This is a genomic window from Bacillota bacterium (assembly GCA_033549065.1).
Classification (GTDB): domain Bacteria; phylum Bacillota; class Dethiobacteria; order DTU022; family DTU022; genus JAWSUE01.
Window position 1 is genome coordinate 42,662 of the sequence record JAWSUE010000010.1, and the last position, 20,475, is coordinate 63,136.

Annotated in this window: 25 protein-coding genes and 1 tRNA gene; all 26 read left to right on the forward strand. The window is 44.4% G+C overall.

All coding sequences use genetic code 11. The features are described 5' to 3' along the window. Positions 1–11: 11 nt before the first annotated feature. The 26 genes from SCJ97_08130 to SCJ97_08255 all read left to right on the forward strand — a co-directional run bounded on the left by SCJ97_08130 (position 12) and on the right by SCJ97_08255 (position 20,451). Positions 12–503, forward strand: coding sequence for a Na+/H+ antiporter subunit E (locus tag SCJ97_08130; protein ID MDW7740005.1), 492 nt, complete (start codon positions 12–14; stop codon positions 501–503). Positions 504–505: 2 nt separating this feature from the next. Then, a complete protein-coding gene (locus SCJ97_08135) occupies positions 506–787 on the forward strand; it encodes a monovalent cation/H+ antiporter complex subunit F (GenBank protein ID MDW7740006.1) in 282 nt (93 codons plus the stop codon). 32 nt (positions 788–819) lie between these two features. After that, positions 820–1,116, forward strand: a complete 297-nt coding sequence (mnhG, locus tag SCJ97_08140) for a monovalent cation/H(+) antiporter subunit G (GenBank protein MDW7740007.1) — start codon at positions 820–822, stop codon at positions 1,114–1,116. Then, positions 1,109–1,348: a hydrogenase subunit MbhD domain-containing protein gene (locus SCJ97_08145; GenBank protein ID MDW7740008.1), complete on the forward strand. Its 240-nt coding sequence runs from the start codon at positions 1,109–1,111 to the stop codon at positions 1,346–1,348. The genes mnhG and SCJ97_08145 overlap by 8 nt, the downstream gene beginning before the upstream one ends. A gap of 23 nt (positions 1,349–1,371) precedes the next feature. Then, complete coding sequence (mbhE, locus tag SCJ97_08150) at positions 1,372–1,710, forward strand: hydrogen gas-evolving membrane-bound hydrogenase subunit E (GenBank protein MDW7740009.1); 339 nt, start codon at positions 1,372–1,374, stop codon at positions 1,708–1,710. 37 nt (positions 1,711–1,747) lie between these two features. Beyond that, positions 1,748–2,158: an MnhB domain-containing protein gene (locus SCJ97_08155; protein ID MDW7740010.1), complete on the forward strand. Its 411-nt coding sequence runs from the start codon at positions 1,748–1,750 to the stop codon at positions 2,156–2,158. Position 2,159: 1 nt separating this feature from the next. Then, positions 2,160–2,528, forward strand: coding sequence for a cation:proton antiporter subunit C (locus tag SCJ97_08160; GenBank protein ID MDW7740011.1), 369 nt, complete (start codon positions 2,160–2,162; stop codon positions 2,526–2,528). After that, a complete protein-coding gene (locus tag SCJ97_08165) occupies positions 2,528–4,006 on the forward strand; it encodes a monovalent cation/H+ antiporter subunit D family protein (protein MDW7740012.1) in 1,479 nt (492 codons plus the stop codon). The genes SCJ97_08160 and SCJ97_08165 overlap by 1 nt, the downstream gene beginning before the upstream one ends. 89 nt (positions 4,007–4,095) lie before the next feature. Next, entirely contained in the window at positions 4,096–5,610 is a 1,515-nt protein-coding gene (locus tag SCJ97_08170) for a monovalent cation/H+ antiporter subunit D family protein (GenBank protein MDW7740013.1), read from the forward strand. Beyond that, a complete protein-coding gene (locus SCJ97_08175; GenBank protein MDW7740014.1) occupies positions 5,611–7,890 on the forward strand; it encodes a complex I subunit 5 family protein in 2,280 nt (759 codons plus the stop codon). 11 nt (positions 7,891–7,901) lie between these two features. Then, positions 7,902–8,930 carry an FAD:protein FMN transferase gene (locus SCJ97_08180; GenBank protein ID MDW7740015.1) on the forward strand — a complete coding sequence of 343 codons (1,029 nt, stop codon included), beginning with the start codon at positions 7,902–7,904 and terminating at the stop codon, positions 8,928–8,930. A gap of 21 nt (positions 8,931–8,951) precedes the next feature. Next, positions 8,952–9,509, forward strand: a complete 558-nt coding sequence (locus SCJ97_08185) for a Gx transporter family protein (GenBank protein MDW7740016.1) — start codon at positions 8,952–8,954, stop codon at positions 9,507–9,509. 1 nt (position 9,510) lies between these two features. Continuing rightward, positions 9,511–10,113, forward strand: coding sequence for a Maf family protein (locus SCJ97_08190; GenBank protein ID MDW7740017.1), 603 nt, complete (start codon positions 9,511–9,513; stop codon positions 10,111–10,113). Continuing rightward, positions 10,103–10,792 carry a DNA repair protein RadC gene (gene radC, locus SCJ97_08195; GenBank protein ID MDW7740018.1) on the forward strand — a complete coding sequence of 230 codons (690 nt, stop codon included), beginning with the start codon at positions 10,103–10,105 and terminating at the stop codon, positions 10,790–10,792. The genes SCJ97_08190 and radC overlap by 11 nt, the downstream gene beginning before the upstream one ends. 59 nt (positions 10,793–10,851) lie before the next feature. Further along, positions 10,852–12,654: a TIGR03960 family B12-binding radical SAM protein gene (locus tag SCJ97_08200; GenBank protein ID MDW7740019.1), complete on the forward strand. Its 1,803-nt coding sequence runs from the start codon at positions 10,852–10,854 to the stop codon at positions 12,652–12,654. Next, positions 12,635–13,315 (forward strand): TIGR03936 family radical SAM-associated protein, encoded by a 681-nt coding sequence (locus tag SCJ97_08205; GenBank protein MDW7740020.1) that lies wholly within the window; start codon positions 12,635–12,637, stop codon positions 13,313–13,315. The genes SCJ97_08200 and SCJ97_08205 overlap by 20 nt, the downstream gene beginning before the upstream one ends. Positions 13,316–13,351: 36 nt before the next feature. Beyond that, positions 13,352–15,043 (forward strand): Rne/Rng family ribonuclease, encoded by a 1,692-nt coding sequence (locus SCJ97_08210; GenBank protein MDW7740021.1) that lies wholly within the window; start codon positions 13,352–13,354, stop codon positions 15,041–15,043. A gap of 179 nt (positions 15,044–15,222) precedes the next feature. Beyond that, positions 15,223–15,537 carry a 50S ribosomal protein L21 gene (gene rplU / locus SCJ97_08215; GenBank protein ID MDW7740022.1) on the forward strand — a complete coding sequence of 105 codons (315 nt, stop codon included), beginning with the start codon at positions 15,223–15,225 and terminating at the stop codon, positions 15,535–15,537. Between the two features lie 57 nt (positions 15,538–15,594). Next, on the forward strand, positions 15,595–15,867 hold the full coding sequence (gene rpmA / locus SCJ97_08220; protein MDW7740023.1) for a 50S ribosomal protein L27: 273 nt from the start codon (positions 15,595–15,597) through the stop codon (positions 15,865–15,867). Positions 15,868–15,960: 93 nt separating this feature from the next. Beyond that, on the forward strand, positions 15,961–17,247 hold the full coding sequence (gene obgE, locus SCJ97_08225; GenBank protein MDW7740024.1) for a GTPase ObgE: 1,287 nt from the start codon (positions 15,961–15,963) through the stop codon (positions 17,245–17,247). A 23-nt stretch (positions 17,248–17,270) separates the two neighbouring features. Further along, a complete protein-coding gene (gene nadD, locus SCJ97_08230; GenBank protein ID MDW7740025.1) occupies positions 17,271–17,939 on the forward strand; it encodes a nicotinate-nucleotide adenylyltransferase in 669 nt (222 codons plus the stop codon). A 33-nt stretch (positions 17,940–17,972) separates the two neighbouring features. Then, positions 17,973–18,224 (forward strand): RNA-binding protein, encoded by a 252-nt coding sequence (locus SCJ97_08235; protein ID MDW7740026.1) that lies wholly within the window; start codon positions 17,973–17,975, stop codon positions 18,222–18,224. A 30-nt stretch (positions 18,225–18,254) separates the two neighbouring features. Further along, positions 18,255–18,827 (forward strand): bis(5'-nucleosyl)-tetraphosphatase (symmetrical) YqeK, encoded by a 573-nt coding sequence (gene yqeK, locus SCJ97_08240; GenBank protein ID MDW7740027.1) that lies wholly within the window; start codon positions 18,255–18,257, stop codon positions 18,825–18,827. A gap of 23 nt (positions 18,828–18,850) precedes the next feature. Continuing rightward, on the forward strand, positions 18,851–19,243 hold the full coding sequence (gene rsfS / locus SCJ97_08245) for a ribosome silencing factor (GenBank protein MDW7740028.1): 393 nt from the start codon (positions 18,851–18,853) through the stop codon (positions 19,241–19,243). Positions 19,244–19,275: 32 nt separating this feature from the next. Beyond that, positions 19,276–20,145, forward strand: coding sequence for a HesA/MoeB/ThiF family protein (locus tag SCJ97_08250; protein ID MDW7740029.1), 870 nt, complete (start codon positions 19,276–19,278; stop codon positions 20,143–20,145). 231 nt (positions 20,146–20,376) lie between these two features. Beyond that, a tRNA-Ala gene (locus tag SCJ97_08255) sits at positions 20,377–20,451 on the forward strand. Positions 20,452–20,475 lie beyond the last annotated feature (24 nt).

The window sequence follows — 20,475 nt, forward strand, 5'->3', positions numbered from 1 at the left end:
TTGTTGATATTATGAAAAAGCAATGGTTAAACTACATTGGTATAACCATTATTTTCTTTCTCTTCTGGGTGGCCGTAAGCGGCTCCCTGGAATGGCCGCAGCTTGTTGTCGGTTTAGCAGCGGCCTCTTTTGTTACGTACTTCAACCGGCAAATGATCATTACTGCAGAGGAAAGGCCACCAATCAGGTTAAAAACTGTTATTTGGCTGGTCGGTTATTTTTTAAAACTTATATTTGACATAGTAGTAGCAAATTTTCAGGTAGCCTGGATAGTGCTCCACCCTAAAATGCCTATTGAACCTAACTTTGTTTCTCTGACGGTTGATATTGACAAAGTCACCAGCAGGGTGCTTCTGGCAAATTCAATTACCTTAACACCAGGAACATTAACAGTCCTTGCTGATGAAAAAGAATTTTTGGTCCATGCTCTGACTTTTAAAAATGGTGAAGGATTGGCCGACTGGCCCCTGATCGGCAGGTTAGAGAGAATGGAGGAAGAATAGATTTGAGTTTACCTCAGATACTGGATTATATGTATAATATTGGTGCTATCATAGTAATGTTGATGATTTTCATGTCACTGATCAGAGCGCTTGTTGGACCAACAGCTCCTGACCGGGTGACGGCTATCAACATTATTGGAACCAAGACCTTGATTATTATTACCCTGATTGCCCGTATCTATGAACAAAAATACTTCTTAGATATTGCCATGGTTTATGCCCTGATGAGTTTTATCACCACTATTGGGGTAGCCAAATATCTTGAGAAGGGGGCGTTGGACTGATTATCGCTTCGATTACTTTAATAATTGATATCCTGGCACTCATATTTTTAATCGGGGGGCTCTTCTTTCTTTTTGTCGGGACGCTCGGATTGCTGCGTCTGCCTGATGTTTACAACCGGCTCCACGCAACGACCAAGTGCGATACCCTTGGAGCAGGTCTGGTCTTACTATCTCTGGCCTTGCAGAGTACAACCGTAATCGGTATCAGACTTGCTTTGCTTATATTATTTATTTTGATTACCAACCCGACTGCAGCTCATTTGATTGCACGCGCAGCCTATAAGACAGGTATTCGGCCGGTACTTGCCCGGAGGGATAAAGATGGTTGAACTGCTTAATATATTGCTGTTGCTGTTCTTAATAGTTTGTGCCCTGGGTGTTGCTTATATCCGTGATCTTCTCAGTGCAGTAGTCCTCTTTTCGGCATTCGGCCTGATTATGGCCATAATCTGGCAGCAGCTAAGTGCTCCTGATGTTGCCATGGTTGAGGCGGCATTGGGAACAGGTGTTGCAGCCCTGCTGATGATAGCTGCTATCAGTAAAACAAAAAGGGTTGAATAACCTTAGTCAGGAGTGGTTATTCTATGACGTACATTGTTCTTGCATTCGCTTTTTTTCTGGCAATATTCCTGAGGTTCATCATCGGAATTGAACTGAGGACTATCCTGACAGTATATCTTCTTGGATTGATTATATACCTGTTTGGGTTTACTGTGGCAGAAATGCCCCCATTTGGAGATCCTGGAAACCCCGTTTTTAATGAAGTTTCAGTTCGCTATCTTGGACAGGGAGTTTCTGAAACAGGGGCAGTGAATATTGTGAGCAGTGTAATCCTAGATTACCGTGCATTCGATACCCTGGGAGAAGCGACTGTTCTCTTTGTTGCTATTGCAGCGGTAATAGCAACCTTAAAATCGCATTAGGAACGCCTGGAGGTATTATCCTATCGAAGATCAAATTGTGCGTATTACCAGCCGTCTGGTTACACCCTTCATTCAGGTTTACGGAATATACGTGATCCTGCACGGTCATCTCTCGCCCGGTGGAGGTTTTTCCGGTGGAGCGATATTCGGGGCCAGCCTGGTCCTTGTAGCCTTATCTTTTAATTTGGAAGCCGGATCAAAACAGATATCCCATCGTACAGCTTCAATCCTTGAAAGCGGAGGAGCACTGGGCTTTACCATCACCGGCCTGGTTGCCATTATCCTGGGAAGCAGCTTCCTGGCCAACCGTGCAGCAGGTTTTCCAATGGGTGAGGCAGGTTCGCTTTTCAGCGCCGGAGCAATAGCAATAATAACCGTATTCCTGGGAATCAAGGTAGCCAGCACAATTGTTACCCTCTTTTATAACATAATCGAAGGAGAGAAATAGCTTGGATTTCTTGTCCGGACTGATGGAAAATTATTATTACATGGTGGCAATAATCCTTTTTGTCATCGGCATGCATACCATGCTTACCCATTCAAACATGATAAAAAAGATTATTGCGATGAATATAATGGATACTTCCGTTTTCCTGCTCTTCGTAGCGATCGGCTATTCCTATGGCGGTAAAGCTCCTATTATCACAGAAGGAGCAGATATTGTTTATGCCAACCCCCTGCCTGGATCACTTATTTTAACCGGGATAGTTGTTGCGGTAAGTGTCACTGCCTATGCTTTAAGCCTGGTGGTTAAGATCTACCGATACTACGGAACATGCGATTATGATGAAATTTGTGAGATAAGGAGTAAGGAATAGTGACCTTTTCTGATCATCTTCCGGCATTGGTGGTTGTCATTTTTTTGATCAGTGCTTTTTCTGCGCCACTCGTTTTCAGGTGGGCAAGAAATTTAAGCGCCCCGCTTCTTCTCACTACACTGATTCTTGCTTTTGCTATGGCCATTTATCTTTTAAGTATGGTTAATACTCGGGGAACTATTTTATACCATATGGGAGGTTGGCCGCCGCCATGGGGCATTGAACTGCAGGTTGATCGATTGCGTAGTTACATGCTTCTTGTAGTAACCGGAGTCAGCTTGTGGATCTTTTTTTATGGTTTAAAAGATCTCCAGCATGAATTAAAACCGGAAGTGATAGGTTGGTACTACTCACTTTATGCTTTACTTGTCGGGTCAATGGTCGGGATTACTCTGACCAACGATCTTTTCAACCTTTTTGTAATGATGGAAATTTGCGCAATTTCTGCATGTGCGATTATTTCAATCAAGGAAGACAGGGAATGCCTTGAAGCCAGCTTCAAGTACTTGATCCTGAGTGCCATGGGAACAGGCTGTTTCCTACTCGGTGTAGCTATGTTATACATGGCGACCGGGTATTTAAACTATGGATTGCTTCAGGAGGCTCTTTCAGAAGCATTTTTGCTGTATCCGAGAAACATTTTTACTGCCGGAGCACTTTTCATTGTAGCTTTTGGAACAAAAGCAGCGCTCTTCCCTATGCATGTATGGCTCCCGGATGCTCATGCATCAGCACCTTCACCTTCAAGCGCTATGCTGTCTGGAGTCGTGATCAAGATCTATGCATTTGCTTTGTTTTTAATGTTTTTCAGAGTATTTCCAAGAGAACTTCTTGAAGCGGTTCCCTTGAGTGAAATTATTCTCTGGCTTGCCTCACTGGGTGTTATGTTTGGTTCCATCTATGCCATGCTGCAGACAGATCTGAAAAAAATGCTGGCTTTCTCGAGTATCGGTCAGATCGGATACATTTTCATGGGTATCGGTTTTAACCATGGATTAGCGGCAGTGGGTGGATTTTATCATATCCTGGTTCATGCGATGACAAAGGCGATGCTTTTTATGGTTGCAGGAGTAATAATCTATTCAACAGGAGTTCGGCAGATAAAAGATCTGGCTGGCATAGGAAGGGTGCTGCCTTTGACCATGGTGGCATTTACCATAGGTAGCGCATCAATGATCGGTATCCCGGGTACCGGCGGTTTGATCAGCAAATGGTATTTAGCGCTTGGTGCGCTTGAAATAGGCAGGCCTCTTTTTGTTATTGTAATTCTGGCCAGTAGTTTACTGAATGCTATATACTATATGCCGATTGTGATCAATGCCTTTATGCATCAGGAAGATTTTAAGTTGAAGAGCAAACCGGTACCCCGCTTCATGCTCATTTCACTGGTTTTCGGGATGACCGGTGTTATCCTTTCCGGGATCTTCTCCAAGCCTGTTATCCTGCTCCTCGAACAGGCATTAATTCAGTTTTTTTAAAAACAGCCTGGGAAAAAGCAGCTTGATTGTTGAAATATTCAACTAACAAGGGCTATAATAGTCTATAGTGTAATTCGGAGGTGTAATTATTGGAAAAAACAACAGTAATAACTCTCTTAATAATTATAGTTTTATTACCAATCGTCATGACTCCGGTTATTTATTATATATGCCGGTTTTCAGAAAGGCTGCGAAACATAGTTGCGGTTTTAACCAGTGGAGTTACATTTGTTCTCACCCTGTTCCTCTATCCGGCTATTTCCGGAGGGGGAGGGGTCCAGCATACACTTTTTGAGATCTTACCTAACCTGGAAATCTCAATCCGCCTGGATGTTCTCAGCTTCAGCCTGGCTGCAATTGCTTCATTGATCTGGTTCATGTGTACCATTTATTCGATTGATTACATGGCCAAAGAGCACGCCTGCGGCCGCTATTACCCTGTTTTGATTTTTACTCTGGGCAGCTGCCAGGGAATTTTCTTTGCCGGGGATCTTTTTACTCTATTTGTATTTTTTGAGCTCATGTCTTTAATCGCCTATATCCTGATTATCCATGAAGAAACCGAAGAAGCGCTGAAAGCCGGTTATAAATACCTGGTAATGACCATTATTGGCGGTCTCGCCCTCTTTTTCGGCATAATTATTGTTTTTGAACTGGGAGGAACGGTATCCCTGGGTGTGGGGGTTATAATCAGTGAAAATAGTCTGTTAGCCCTGATAGCTTTTATCTGTTTTTTGATCGGTTTTGGTATGAAAGCCGGGATGTTTCCCCTGCATGTGTGGCTGCCTGACGCTCACCCGGTAGCACCATCACCGGCTAGCGCTCTGCTGTCGGGAGTTATGCTTAAAACCGGGGCATATGGTTTATTGAGAGTATTATTTCATGTTTATTCCATCGATCTTATCAGGGATAGCAACTGGGATCTGATTCTGGGAGTCTTGGCTGTTATTACTATTCTTCTGGGATCTGCAGTAGCTTTAACCCAAACCGATATAAAACGCCGGCTGGCCTATTCCAGTATCAGCCAGTTGGGTTATATTCTACTCGGAATGAGTATTCTTAACAATAATGGCGTAACCGGAGCAGTTTTTCATATCTTCAGCCATGCTTTTATGAAAAGCGTTCTTTTCCTTGCAGCCGGAGCGGTTTTATGGAAAACCGGGAAGCGCAATATTGCAGATTATGGCGGTATAGGGCGACAGATGCCTTTCACCATGGGCTGTTTTTCAATTGCTGCCCTGGCGATGATCGGAATACCACCTCTTAATGGATTTCTCAGTAAATGGACCCTGGCTTTGGGTGCACTTGATGCTGGAATGACCCTCTATGTACCGGTGTTATTGATCAGCAGTCTTTTAAATGCACTTTATTACCTTCCGATTATAATTCCTGCATTCTTTGAGATGCCTGCCGGAGAGAAGACTCACAGGGAAGATGACAGCCATGAAATAAAATTTGACATCAGGGAAGCAACTTACCGCATGCTGATACCCCTGGTATTTCTTGCTCTCTGTACCATCTTTTTCGGTTTAACACCCAACAATATCACCTTTACTCTCTCCCGCTATACAGCTGCTTTCCTGTTGGGAGGGGGGATTTTCTAATTGTTTGCTGCGGCTTCCGAAAACATAGTCGATACAAGCCATATATACTATTCCATTCTGCCGCTCCTGGCTGCCCTGATTCCCCTCCTAACCGGAATTGCAATTTATTTTCTCAAAGATAGCTGGGAAGTCCTCAGAAAAGCGGTAGCCCTGGCTGCTGCTCTCTTTGCCTTATTGGCAGTGATCAGCCTCTTTCCACTTGTCATGAGCGGAAAAGTATATTTTGATTTGATCGATTTTATGCAGATGGGGCTTTTTTTCAAAGTTGATCTGGTTGCCTGGGTATTTGCTTTTTTGATTACCTTCATCTGGTCTCTGGCTACAATATTTTCCTTTGCTTACATGGATCACGAACATAACAGGCGGCGTTATTATAGTTTCTTAATCTTTACGCTGGGGGCAACGCTCGGCGTTGTTCTTGCCGGAGATTTCTTTACACTTTTCCTTTTTTTTGAGTTAATGACCCTCAGTTCCTTTGTCCTGGTCATTCATGAACAGAATGTTGAGGCGATGAAAGCAGGTATGCTCTACCTGTACCTGGGTATAGCCGGAGGACTTAGCCTGCTTTTTGCCATAATGATGTTATATGGAGGTACCGGAACGGTTGATATTGCTCCTGCCCTCGAGCTCCTGGACCGGAACAGGACAGCAATTTATATTTTATTTTTGATCGGTTTCGGGATCAAAGCAGGATTGGTTCCTTTGCACATTTGGCTGCCTCAGGCTCATCCTGTAGCGCCGTCCCCGGCCAGCGCCCTACTTTCAGGGATTATGATCAAGGCTGGGGCATACGGCATACTGAGAGTTTCACTGATATTATTTTCTACCACAGGCGAATTAAGTGCTCTGGATGCTTCCTATTTATTTACTGTCGGCAGTGCTTTGATGTGGATCGGAATTGTGACTATGCTGCTTGGTGCCGTAATGGCCCTGCTGCAGAGTAATATGAAACGGATTCTGGCTTACAGCAGTGTCAGCCAGATCGGTTATATTGCAACAGGACTGGGAGTAGCGACTTTTATGGGCATTGAAGGAGGTATGGGATTTGCAGGCGCCGTGTACCATATCATAAATCATGCCTTTTTCAAGGCCGGACTATTTATGATGGTCGGTACAGTTTATGTTTACACCCATGAATTGGAGCTCTCCCGTTTAGGTGGAATGTTAAAAAAGATGCCGGTTGTAGCAGTGGCATTTCTGGTAGCTGCCTTTGGTATTGCCGGTGTGCCTGGATTTAACGGTTACCCCAGCAAAACCCTGGTGCATGATGCTCTGCTGATTGCAATCAAGTTCAATGAATTGCTCAGCATTGAAATTGCTGAAAAAATATTTGTATTAACCAGTGCGTTAACCATATGTTACTTTATTAAATTATTCAGGGGTATTTTCCTGGGACCAGTTCCTGAGAAGCTGGACCGTAACTACAAGTTGCCTTTTTCCATTAATTTTGTTATGACCAGTTTTATAATAATTATTACAGGTATTGGCCTTTTCCCAAACTATATTTTGGAGAAAATTCTGGTTCCTGCGGCAGAAATGTTTCGATACGAAGGATATGCTATGGAACATCTCTATCATTTTCATTTTTTTGAGTGGCACCCCCTTGAAGCCATGCTGATTGTAGGTGCACTGGCACTTATTATTTACATTCCGGGTGCTTACCGTGGGTGGTTCAACTGGACACCCCCGGAATGGTTAAGTATCCATCGGTTGGTCTATGGCCCCCTGACAAAACAGCTGATGATCATCACCTGCCGGGCAGGAATTATTCTGGACTCGTCGGTAGACGGAGCCTATGATCGTTCGGGTAACATTGCCCGTAACATGTGTCGTTACATCGGAGATGCAGATATCGGTCTGGATAAATTTTACGAGAAGACAGGCAAAATGGCCAGAAGCCTGGCTGACCGTTCTACTGACATGGATTCCAAGCTTGATCAATTTTATGAAAAATCGGGAGAAATGGCCCGTAAGATCGCAGACAGGACTTCTGAAATGGACTCCGCTCTTGATGACATATACACTAAATCGGGAAAGCAGGCGCAAAAATTGGCCAGGCAGACTTCTGATATTGACCGGGCAATAAATGTTGTATATGATCAGGCGGGCCAGAAAGCCCGTAACGAAGTTGAGAGAAGGCTGTCGGAGAAAGAGAAAAAAACCGGTCGTTTCGATTCGACCAAATGGACAACAAAAAACCTTAGTTTTGATACCTTGCTCCTCTTTCTTGTGCTGGGTGTGGTTTTGTTCATTATTTTCTATTTTGGACGCCTGAATTAAGGAGCTAAAAATTGCCACCTATTAAAATAAAACCATCCATCGCGATCCCTCTTTTTTCCCTGATCGTTGTTGCTTTATTTTTTTATATCCGGGTAGTCAATGCTGAGAAAATGAATGTCTATTACCGGGTAACCATGGATACTTCTGTTGAGCTGCGATTCAGCAGTAATTCATCAGTTGATCCCGATGTGATAAAAGAGGCAGTATTTGATGAAATCAAGAGAATGGAGAACATATTCAGCCGCAGCATTGAGGAAAGTGAAATTAGCAGAATAAACAGGATGGCCGGAGTCAGCCCGGTTGCAGTAAGCCCGGAAATGCTGGCAGTGCTGGAAATGGCTCTTCAGTTTACAGAGCTGACCGGCGGTGCATTTAATCCGGCAATAGCACCGGTTATTGATGCCTGGGGTTTTTTTAGTCAGGTATACAAGATACCCTCAGGCAGCGACCTGAAAAATACCCTGGAGGTTTCAGATTACCGGAATGTTGAGATTGATTATGAACAGTCTACTGTTTTCCTGTCCGAAAAAGGAATGGCCCTGGAGTTGGGCGGGATCGCCAAAGGATTCATTATTGATCAGGCTATGGCTGTCTTAAATAATTATGGGGTAGAGCATGCTTTTATCAATGCCGGAGGAGATATACTTCTGAAAGGGACGAAAACTGACGGCAGCCTGTGGAAAATCGGTGTACGCAATCCCCGTGAAGAGGAAAAAATTATTGCCGTATTTCATGTTTCCGAAGGAGCTGTTGTAACCTCCGGAGATTATGAACGCTTTTTTGAAGAGGGCGGAAAGCGATATCACCATATTCTTGATCCCCTTACCGGGTATCCGGCCGGTGAATTGGCCAGTGTAACTGTTCTCGCCCCTTCTGCAGTTATAGCCGATACACTATCGACTGCCATCTTTATTCTCGGCCCTGTCCAGGGAATAAATCTGGTGGAGAGTTTGCCGGAAGTCGAAGCCCTGCTAATTACTCCCGGTTTGGAAATTATACAATCAGGGGGACTGCATGATAATGTTGAAGTGCAGTTTTAAACAACCCGAAAGGAAATATTAATGACGCAACAAGCAATTGAATTACGGAACCGTTTAACTTACCTGATCTACCTGGCTCTGTTGATCACATTTGCCGTGGTAATTCATACAATTGAAGCAGCACTGCCGCTGCCAATGCCTGTTCCGGGGGTTAGGCTGGGACTCGCTAACATCATTACACTATTAACCCTGGTTCTCTTCGGTTTGAGGAGTGGGCTGCTTGTATCAATAATTAGGACTATCCTTGGCAGTCTTTTTGTCGGGGGACTGTTCGGTTTCGGTTTTTGGCTCAGCATTACTGCCGGCGTAACAAGCTGCCTGGCCATGGCACTGGTTTTAACCTTTCAAAAAAAAGGATTGATCAGCCTGCTATCGGTTTCCGTGATCGGAGCCGCAGTGCATAACATAACCCAGTTGACCCTGGCCAGCATTATTATCGCAAACATGGTCTTGCTTCGGGGTTATTACCCCTTACTGCTGCTATTATCAGTTCCAACAGGAATATTTACCGGTTTGGCAGCTTTTTATCTCGAGGGGATAACCAGGAATATGTTCAAACAGGCAAGCCGGAGGGGTTGAAATGGATATAATCCTCGCTTCAGCATCACCACGCAGGGCCAAACTTCTCAGACAGGCTGGAATACCATTCAGGGTAATATATCCCTCTGTCAGTGAAAAGTTTGAAGAAAGCGAAGATCCGGAAAAAATCGTTCTGAAGCTGGCTTATGACAAGGCCGCAATAGTTGCCGGAAAAATTGAACATGGATATATTATCGCTGCCGATACACTCGTTGTTTTCGAAAACAATATCTTAGGGAAGCCAAAGGATCGGGAAGATGCCCTGAGGATGCTCCAAAGGATTAACGGGAAAATGCATAAAGTTATAACCGGTTTGGTTCTTTTCGACGCTGCTTCAAAGAATTGGCTTGAAGGGGTAGCGGTAACGAAAGTATGGTTTAAGAAGTTGTCGGATGATGCGATAGATGCTTACCTGGATACCGGGGAGCCTTTGGATAAAGCCGGTGCCTATGGAATTCAGGAAAAGGCGGCCTTATTTGTTGAAAAAATCGAAGGTTGCTATACGAATGTTGTTGGTCTGCCCCTGGGCTTGCTTTATAACATGATGAACCAGATGAATGTATCATTATGGCTGAACAGAAAGGATGGCGATCATGCAAAATGATTCAATAATGATTAAAGACCTGCCTTTTGAAGAAAGACCCCGTGAAAAACTCAAACAATTTGGTTCAGGCGCTCTTTCCAATGCAGAACTACTGGCAATCCTGCTCAGAGTTGGAAATCGGCAGGAATCTGCTGTACAGCTCGCGACCAGGATTCTGGCCCAGAGCGGAGGACTGCGAAGCCTCCCGGATCTTACACTTGAAGATCTTCAACAGAACAAGGGTATCGGACCGGACAAGGCAGTGATGATTAAAGCTGCTTTAGAGCTTGGTTGCCGGTTGGCTACGACTCCACGCGAATCTTCAGGAAGTATTACTAATCCAAGGCAGGCTGCCGATCTCTTCATGGAGGAACTTCGTTATAAAAAGAAAGAGTACTTTAAAATCCTATTGTTAAATACCAAAAATCATGTGCTATCGAGAGAAGAGATTTCTGTAGGCAGCCTGAGCGCATCAATTGTCCATCCCCGCGAGATATTTAATATTCCACTGCGCAAAAGTGCATCTTCAGTAATTTTAATTCATAATCACCCCAGTGGCGATCCTTCACCCAGCAGGGAAGATCTTGAAGTGACCCGGCGGTTGGTTGATGCAGGCAATATACTGGGCATAAATGTCCGGGATCACATTATTATCGGAGACGGTTGTTTTTTCAGTTTCAGGGAAAAGGGGTTGTTATAGGATAGACTTATCAAAGCAGGAATTTTATGGTATTATATTTTCAAAACGTGGAGACAATAATGAACGATCTGGAATATAAATATGAAGAAATTATCTCTCAGGTTCAAAAGCCCGGACGCTATATCGGCAATGAATGGAATTCATACCAGAAAAATCATTCAAAATCCAAGGTTAAAATGGTTATAGCTTTTCCCGATCTTTATGAAGTCGGGATGTCAAACCAGGGTATTAAGGTACTATATGAAGCAGTTAACCGGCAGCCTGAAATGTTATTGGAACGGGTTTTTGCTCCTGCTGATGATATGGAAAAGTTGCTTCGGGATAATGCCCTCCCTTTATTTACACTGGAGAGTCATAAGCCGATTTCTGAGTTTGATGTAATCGGTTTTTCACTGCAATATGAGCTCAGTTATACCAATGTTCTAAATATGCTCGATCTGAGCGGTATTGAGTTTTACAGCAACATGCGTGGTGAAGATTCACCTTTGATTATCGGTGGCGGCCCCTGCACATATAATCCCGAACCTTTAGCCAATTTTTTTGATCTCTTTGTTCTAGGTGAAGCTGAGGAATTGTTACCTGAACTTCTGGAGTCATTGGGAGATATGAAACAGAAAGGATTAAAACGCCAGGATATTCTTATCAAGCTTGCATCGATCCAGGGTGTCTATATCCCATCCCTCTATGAACCTTTATACCGGAAGCAGGTCTTAACCGGAATTAATAAATTAGATCACAATGCTCCGGATCTGGTTAGAAAAAGGATAGTTGCAGATCTTAATCTGTCTCTTTATCCGGAAAAACCTCTAGTACCCTATATCCAGGTAATCCACGACCGGGCAGTTATTGAACTCTTCAGGGGCTGTGGGCGGGGATGTCGTTTTTGCCAGGCCGGCTATATTTTTCGACCGGTGAGAAGAAGGAACAGGGAGAAGATTATAGATCTGGCAGCGAAGATGATTGCTTCTACTGGCTATGATGAACTATCTTTATCTTCATTGAGCAGTGCAGACTATCCGGAGATCGGCGAATTGATCAACGATCTTACTGAAGCGTTATCAGGGAACAGGGTTAAGTGTACGCTGCCATCTCTCCGTCTCGATTCTTACTCGGTTAAATTGGCTGAGCTTTTTCATCGCGGGAAGCGCAGCAGCCTGACTTTTGCTCCCGAAGCTGCTACGGAGCGCCTGAGGAATGTCATTAATAAAAATATTACCGAAGATGAAATTTTTCAAGCCCTTAAGGATGCTGTCAATGCTGGATGGGAGGGATTTAAATTATATTTTATGATTGGCTTGCCTACTGAAACGGATGAAGATGTTGAAGCAATTATCTCCATGTGCCGGGAAATCAGAGATCATTTCAAAGAGAATATGAAGCGAAAGATCAGGTTATCGATCAGTGTGGCGACCTTTATTCCAAAAGCACATACACCTTTTCAGTGGGAGCAACAGCTGCCTCTGGGTGAGGTAATTAAAAGACAGCAGATATTAAAAGAAGGATTTAGGATGATTCCCGGAGTTGAATTCAGCTGGCATGATGCTGAAGCGAGTCTCCTTGAAGCTGTTTTTGCCAGGGGAGATCGTCGTCTGGCTGAAGTAATTGAAAAGGCATGGTCCCTGGGCTGCCGTTTTGATGGGTGGTCGGAACACTTCAATTACCAAACCTGGGAACGGGCTTTTAAAGAAACAGGGCAGGATCCGGGGAGTTATGCACAGCATTCATACCGGTATGATGATATTCTGCCCTGGAGCCATCTGAATTGTGGAACAGTCAAAGAAGTTTTTATACGGGAACATCAGAAATCACTCGCAGCAGATTCCGGAGGAGGAGCAGAAAAAAATGGACCGGATCAGGTTTAGTTTTTCCTGCAGCGGAAAGTTAAAATATATTTCACACCTTGACATGATGCGATTATTCGTCAGGGCTTTACGGAGAACAGGCCTGCCTGTTGCTTACAGCCAGGGTTATAATCCACATCCACGTTTTAATCTGGCCCTTCCCTTACCCACCGGTGCTGCGGCAGAAGAAGATTATGGGGAGGTTTATTTTGACGGAATAGTTAAACCTCAGCAGTTTATTGATTATCTGAAACACCAGCTCCCGAATGATATTAAGATTAAATCCGCTTTTTCTGTCGATCCGGTCAGCCCGGCTTTACCCGCAGAGGTTAGTGGAGCAGTTTACAAAGCCCTGTTGCTGACTGGCGGTGATGAATATATTGAAACTAAGATAATGCAGACTGCCCTGGATATGCTTATGGCAAAAGAGGAAATACTGGTGGATTATACCGGTAAAAAGAAGAAAGCCACCAAGAGAGATATAAGATCCTATATATACGAGGCGGAGATACATGATGGAGAAAAAAATTTATTGGAATTAATACTGGTTTTGCAGGCAGGAAGTGAAGGTGGCGTATCACCGGTTCAGTTTCTGGAACTGATTCGAAAGGAACTTGATACCGGATGGACAGCAAACTTCCGTTGGGAATTAACCAGAAAGAGGATTATATTTAAAAACTAGAATGTAGTATATCTGACCATAAGGATGTGAAATTAAATGGATAAAAAGATCATAGTTAACTGTGATAACCGGGCAACAAGAGTCGCCCTGCTTGAAAAAGGGAAACTTGTTGAACTGGATATAGAAAGACCTCTGCAGCACAGGGTTGTCGGTAATCTCTACAAAGGTATTGTTGCGAATGTCTTACCGGGGATGCAGGCTGCATTTGTTGATATTGGCCTGGAGAAAAATGCTTTTTTATACGTTGATGATATATTCCCTGATTGGGACGATGAAAGTCCCCCACCGGCCCGAAATTCAATTGATAAGCTGTTAAGAGTTGGGGAAGAATTAATGGTCCAGGTGATCAAAGAACCTTTTGGCAGCAAAGGAGCGAGAGTTACCGGACAGATTACCATCCCCGGTCGCTACCTGGTTCTTGTTCCCGGAGCTGATTATATTGGTGTATCAAGGCGGATAGAGAGCCAGGCAGAACGTGATAGACTCAGAAAAGAAGTAGAGAAATTAAAGCCGGAGGAACTTGGTTTGATTGTCCGCACAGTTGCGGAAGGTGTGGATAATGAAATAATGGCCCAGGACCTTCAGTTTTTGGTTCAGCTCTGGAAGAGAATTTTATCCAGGTTCCAGCAGAAGAGTGCCCCTGCCACCCTGTATCAGGATCTTTCGCTAACCTGTCGGATAGCCCGTGATTTATTTGTGGAGGAATTCAGCAGTTTCTTGATTGATAATGAGCATGAGTATGATAAGGTTCGTGAAATTGTTGACTATATATCACCCCACTTGAAAAATAAAGTTAAATATTACCAGGAAGACGAACCAATATTTGAGCGATACGGTGTTGAAAAAGAGATAGAAAAGGCGCTTGCACGACAGGTATGGCTAAAGAGCGGTGGTTACCTGGTCTTTGATGAAACTGAAGCGTTGACCGTTGTGGATGTTAATACCGGAAGATACATTGGACGCCGTAACCTTGCTGAGACCATACTGAAAACAAATCTTGAAGCAGCGGAAGAGATAGCCCGCCAGGTTAGACTGAGGGATATCGGTGGCATAATTATTATTGATTTTATTGATATGAGTATCGAAGATCACAGGCGCAAGGTTTTGGAGAAACTGCAGAATTCTATAAAAAATGACCGGACCAAGACATATGTGCTCGGATTAACCAACCTTGGCCTGGTGGAGATGACGAGAAAAAAAGTACGGCAGGATCTTTCAGAATATCTCCAGCAGCCCTGCCCGTATTGTGGAGGATCGGGTCGGGTACTTTCACCGCTGGTGATCAGCACCCGTATTGAGATAGATCTGAAACGACAGCTCCAGGAAGAGAGGAGCAAGGCAGTTTTGGTGGAGATGCACCATGAAGTTGCCGCAATTATTATAGGCAGCGGGGGCGGCAATTTAAAGAAACTGGAAGATGAACTGGGGAGACATATCTTTATCCGGGGAACCGAAGATATACATGTTGAGCAGTATCGGATAGTTGCCCGGGGAAGCCACAAGGAGATCCAGGCCCTGGCTCTTCCGGTAAAAGCGGGAGACAGCCTTGAACTTACTATAGAAGGGCAGCATACAACCAACCCACATCACGGTATAGCGCGGCTCCAGGGTTTTGTAATAAATGTTGAAGATGCCGGTGAAAAGGTTGGTGAAAAAGTCATGGTAGAAATCAAAGATGTTAACCGGACTTTTGCCCGGGCAGTATTATCATCAAAGCAGGATAGGTAATATTATATTATCAGTTTTGAATTCCAAAAATTTGCCGGTTTTGCAGGCCTGGATTGTTTGACAAAGGCGTATAAGCGTGTTAAAATCTCGATTAGGCTTAATACCGCACGAAGAAGGTCCAAAATGCCCCGTTGCATAAGGGCAACCAGCTTCGGCGAGTCCTTACGGGGGGTTTATTTATGTACGCAATCATTGAAACAGGCGGTAAGCAGTACCGCGCTGAAGAAGGCAAAGTTATCCGTGTTGAGAAATTGCCGGCCGAGAAAGGTGAAACAGTCACTTTTGATCGAGTTCTCATGCTGAGCGATGAATCCGATCTTAAAGTGGGGAAACCATTCCTAGAGGGCTGCCTGGTTGAAGGAAAAGTGGTGGCTTCAGGTCGGGGCAGGAAGATCATCGTCTTTAAGTATAAGCGGAAAAAGAACTACCGTCGGAAGCAGGGGCACAGACAGCCCTTCAGTGATGTTCTGATTAGCAGTGTAAACTGCAAATAATTCATATTTTGCTAATCAAATTTTATAGTAACATGGCATGAAAGAGAGGTGTCTTAAATGGCTCATAAGAAAGGTGTCGGAAGTTCCCGTAACGGTAGGGACAGCAATGCTAAAAGGCTGGGTATAAAAAGGTACGGCGGCCAGCTGGTAAAAGCGGGTAGTATTATTGTCAGGCAGCGAGGCACTCGTTTCCATCCCGGCATCAATGTCGGCAAAGGCAGCGATGATACATTGTTTGCTACTGTAGAAGGCCGTGTTGTATACGAGTATAATGGTCGTGCTAAAAAACAGGTTAGCGTTTATCCTGAAGAAAACGTTGTTGTCAGTTAACTAAACCTGTTTAAGTCCGGGGTAAGCCCGGACTTTTATTTTTATAAACCTTTTTATTTAATCTTTTGCATATCAGCAGGTGATTATTAAGTAATGTTTGTCGATGAGCTCGAACTGTTAGTTCGTGGTGGACGTGGTGGAAACGGTGCGGTATCTTTTCGCCGGGAAAAATATGTTCCCCATGGGGGCCCTGATGGTGGAGACGGCGGAGATGGTGGAAATGTCTATCTCTACGCCGATTCATCAAAACATAGTTTTTTGGATCTGCGCTATCTCCATACCCTGAAAGCGGCCGATGGAGCCCACGGCCGGGGCAGGGATCAACATGGTGCCAGAGGCGCAGATTTGCTTGTACCGGTTCCCCTGGGGACAATTGTTCGTGATGATAAGCAGCGGGTATTGGCCGATTTAACCAGTGCTGGACAAAAAGCAAAAGTGGCTGCCGGAGGAAAAGGCGGCAGGGGCAACGCCAGATTTGCCAGTTCCCGTAAGCGTGTGCCGCGGGTTGCTGAAAAGGGCTTGCCGGGTGTTGAGCGTATTCTGAAACTGGAACTTAAACTTATTGCTCAGGTGGGACTGGTTGGTTTCCCCAATGCCGGTAAATCTACTCTATTGGGTCGAATTTCTTCAGCGAAGCCTAAGGTAGCCGCCTATCCTTTCACAACCCTTGTCCCCAACCTGGGAGTAGTTAAAGTTGGTAATGAGGGAAGTTTCGTAGTAGCCGATTTGCCTGGATTGATCGAAGGGGCTCATCAGGGCGCCGGTCTCGGACATCAATTTTTGCGTCATGTTGAACGTAACCTCCTGCTCTTATTTCTCATCGATCTTTCTCCTGATGCACATCCCGCTCCCACAGATGCATATCGTCTGCTGAAGGATGAGCTGAACATTTTCAGCTCTTTACTGGCGAATTATCCACGGGTTATTGTGGGTAACAAGATCGACCTGCCTGGAGCGGCAGAGAATATGGATATATTCCGCAGGATAATTGCCGAAGAAGAGGGAGAAGGCATACCTTTATTTGCCATTTCTGCAGTAACCGGTGAGGGAGTAGATACACTGGTTTATGACCTTTTCAGAAGAGTCAATGAGTTAGCTGCAGAGTCCGGCAGAACCAGAAATGAGGAAGTAACATTAATCGGTGAAGAAAATATTACAGAAAAACTTTTAACTATTGAAAAAAAAGGAGAAATTTTTATGGTAAGCGGTGACGCTATTGAAAGAATGGCCGCAAAAACAGATTTTGAAAATGAAGAAGCGCTTAAACGTTTTCAACATTTCTGCAGCAGGATTGGACTTGACAAAAAATTAAAAAAGGCCGGTATCAGTGAAGGGGATACGGTCCGGGTGGGCGAAGAAGAATTTTATTTTTATGAATAAATGGGTAAAAGGAGTTCATTACCGTGTTTTTTAATAGCAATGCAAAAAAAACCGGGAATTTACATATCGGCCTGATGGGTGGTACATTTGATCCAATCCATATGGGACATCTGGTAACAGCCGAAGAAGCAAGGCAGCAGTTTGATCTTGACTATGTTGTATTTGTTCCAGCGGGGACACCACCACACAAAGACGAGAAAGGGATTTCCCTTCCAGAACATCGCTTTTTGATGACTTCTCTGGCGGTAATGTCAAATCCGTCATTTTTCGTCTCCAGGATAGAAATAGACAAGGAAGGACCAACTTACACCATTGATACTGTAAGGCACTTTGCCTGTGAAAAAGAGCATTGTCCTGAAATCTTCTTTATTACCGGTGCCGATGCTATACTCGAAATATTTACCTGGAAAAACTATGAAGAACTGCTGCGGATTTGTACTTTTATTGCAGTTTCCCGGCCAGGTTACTCACTTGATCATTTTCATGATACCCTGGATCGCAGCTGCCCTGAAATGAAAAACAAGGTACATCTTCTTGAAATACCTGCCCTGGCAGTCTCGTCAACATTTATTCGTGAACGTGTTGCCCTGGGCAAGACGATAAAATATCTTACTCCTGAACCGGTTGAACAGTACATCAAGAAACACGGTTTATACCGTTCAGAAAGTAAAAATGGTTTTAATGACCTGTAAATAGGTTATAATATAACCGGAGGTGGATTATTAATGGCCAAAACGTTGTATGTAGGGAATATTCCATGGAGCACCAAGGAAGCAGATTTACAGCAGTTTTTTGCCCAGTATGGAGAAGTAATTGAATGCAGGATAATTACCGAAAGAGCAACAGGGCGTTCCCGTGGTTACGGGTTTGTCGAAGTGAACGACGATAACCTGGATGATATCATGGAAAAGACCAATGGCGCCGAACTTGAAGGGCGTAAGTTGGTTGTAAATGAAGCAAAACCGCGAGAGCAATAGCGGAAAATCGTTCTAATTTATAATTTATTTATGTTAAAACCTGACTATTATCAAAACTTAATAAAGGAACATCTCGGTGATAAGTTATACCGTCATTCCCTCAGTGTTGCTGACTCGGCAGAAAAATTGGCCATTAGGCACGGGGCAGATGCCGGTAGAGCTTACCTGGCCGGGGTAGTTCACGATTACGGTAAGCCTTATTCCCATAAAAAACTGCTGGAGCTGGCAGTCAAGCTGGAACTGCGTTTAGACCGCATAACCAGGGGTGAATCACGTTTGCTGCATGCTCCGGTTGGAGCAGCTCTTTTAAGAAGTGAACACCAGCTTGATGATCCTGAAGTTATTCAGGCAGTCACTTATCATACAACAGGGCGTCCGGGAATGAGTTTGCTGGAAAAAGTGGTATATCTGGCTGATTATATTGAAATTGGCCGGAATTACAAGGGAGTAGAGATAATAAGAGAGGTTGCTTTTGAAAATCTTGACCGTGCTATGCTGAAGGCAGTTGAAATTGCAATATGCTCTATAATAGAAAGAGGCCTTTTACTTCACCCTCGTTCCGTTGCACTACGCAACTGCCTTCTGGCAGGCTTAAGAACTTAACATTTTTGAGGAGGTGATTCTATTTGACAGGGAAACCAAAGCTTGGCTCCCGGGAGCTGGCTTTGTATGCCGCCCAATTGGTGGCTGAGAAAAAGGCACATGATGTGCAGCTGTTGGAAGTCGGCCAGGTTTCAATAATTGCCGACTATTTTTTACTTGCAACTGGAACTTCTTCCATTCAGGTTCATTCATTGGTTGATCATTTGATTGAAAACCTGAAAAAAGAGGGTTATTATGCCCTGCATATAGAGGGTTCCAGGGAGAGCTGGTGGGTTGTCCTTGATTATGGCAGCCTGATGATACACCTGTTCCAGCCGGAAGCAAGGGAATTTTATAACCTGGAAAGACTATGGTGTGAGGCCCCGCAGGTGGATATTGGCAATCAGGCCGGTAGCCCACTCAGGTCGGGAGATTGAGATAAGTAATGATTGGCGGGTGATCTTTTAAGTTGAGCTCTATTTCCATCAGAAAGGCAATAAGTGAGTTGTCGACAGAAACTGAAAACCCGGCAGGAGAAAAATATATCTCTTTATCAGTAAAAGGCACTGAGAAACTTTCAGCAGTTTTCAATATGGAGCGATGTGAAGTTGAAATAACTGCTCTTGAAATGAATATTATACCGGAGCGCTACCATCGAAATATCGGAACAATCGGTCTTGATGGGCAGATCAAACTGTTAAAATCAAAAGCAGGTGTAATTGGAGCAGGTGGACTTGGTGGTTTCGTTCTCGAGATGCTGGCCAGGGCTGGTGTCGGGAAAATGGTTGTTGTTGATAATGATTACTTTTGTGACAGCAACTTAAACCGACAGCTTTTTTCCACGGAAAATAACCTGGCGGAGTCGAAGGTTGACGCGGCTGTTAGAAGAGTAAAAGATATAAACAAGGCCGTAGAGATAGAAGGATTCCAAATCTGCGGTACTCGCCAAACGCTACCTCCAATTTTATCAGGTTGCAATATCGTAATCGATTGTCTGGATAACCTACAGTCACGATTCGAGCTTGAAGAGGTATGCAGCAGGCTTAATATTATACTGGTTCACGGAGCGATTGCCGGCTTTCTCGGTCAACTGGCAGTCATCAGGCCCGGCAAACCGCTATTACAGTCGATATACGGTTGTGAAAAAGATGGGGATATTAAAAGGGGTGTTGAGGTACAACTGGGCAACCCGGTTATAACACCGGCCATGTTAGCAGCGTGGCAGACCGGAGAAGCACTGAAAATCCTGGCTGGCCTGGATGGGATTTTACCTGAGAACAGGCTCTTGATAATGGATATGCAGGCCGGGAATTTTTACCAGGTAGATATTTCACCTTAATATACCGCTATTGACAAGCCCTGGCAGGGTGCTTATAATGTTATGTGTACTCGAGGTGCCATATATATTCTGTGAAGGGAAGTAGTAAGCGGGAATGCTTAATCAGAGAGCCGGGTTAAGGTGAAAACCGGCAGGCAGAACTGCTGAACTCGTCCCGGAGAAACAGCAGTGAAACCAAGTAACTGCTGACGTAAAGCCGGCGTTAACGGTGATAAGCGGGCAGCAAAACGGGGGGCTGTAGCGCAGTGGGAGCGCGCTTCCTTGGCATGGAAGAGGTCGCGGGTTCGACTCCCGCCAGCTCCACCATAAGTTTAGCCAATAAGGGTGGTA

Coding starts and splice junctions, on each gene's coding strand:
- obgE (MDW7740024.1), top strand. CDS start 15,961: ATGTTTGTCGATGAGCTCGAACTGTTAGTTCGTGGTGGACGTGGTGGA.
- SCJ97_08205 (MDW7740020.1), top strand. CDS start 12,635: ATGGACCGGATCAGGTTTAGTTTTTCCTGCAGCGGAAAGTTAAAATAT.
- SCJ97_08185 (MDW7740016.1), top strand. CDS start 8,952: ATGACGCAACAAGCAATTGAATTACGGAACCGTTTAACTTACCTGATC.
- radC (MDW7740018.1), top strand. CDS start 10,103: ATGCAAAATGATTCAATAATGATTAAAGACCTGCCTTTTGAAGAAAGA.
- SCJ97_08235 (MDW7740026.1), top strand. CDS start 17,973: ATGGCCAAAACGTTGTATGTAGGGAATATTCCATGGAGCACCAAGGAA.
- rplU (MDW7740022.1), top strand. CDS start 15,223: ATGTACGCAATCATTGAAACAGGCGGTAAGCAGTACCGCGCTGAAGAA.
- SCJ97_08200 (MDW7740019.1), top strand. CDS start 10,852: ATGAACGATCTGGAATATAAATATGAAGAAATTATCTCTCAGGTTCAA.
- SCJ97_08190 (MDW7740017.1), top strand. CDS start 9,511: ATGGATATAATCCTCGCTTCAGCATCACCACGCAGGGCCAAACTTCTC.
- SCJ97_08210 (MDW7740021.1), top strand. CDS start 13,352: ATGGATAAAAAGATCATAGTTAACTGTGATAACCGGGCAACAAGAGTC.
- mbhE (MDW7740009.1), top strand. CDS start 1,372: ATGACGTACATTGTTCTTGCATTCGCTTTTTTTCTGGCAATATTCCTG.
- SCJ97_08130 (MDW7740005.1), top strand. CDS start 12: ATGAAAAAGCAATGGTTAAACTACATTGGTATAACCATTATTTTCTTT.
- yqeK (MDW7740027.1), top strand. CDS start 18,255: ATGTTAAAACCTGACTATTATCAAAACTTAATAAAGGAACATCTCGGT.
- SCJ97_08145 (MDW7740008.1), top strand. CDS start 1,109: ATGGTTGAACTGCTTAATATATTGCTGTTGCTGTTCTTAATAGTTTGT.
- rpmA (MDW7740023.1), top strand. CDS start 15,595: ATGGCTCATAAGAAAGGTGTCGGAAGTTCCCGTAACGGTAGGGACAGC.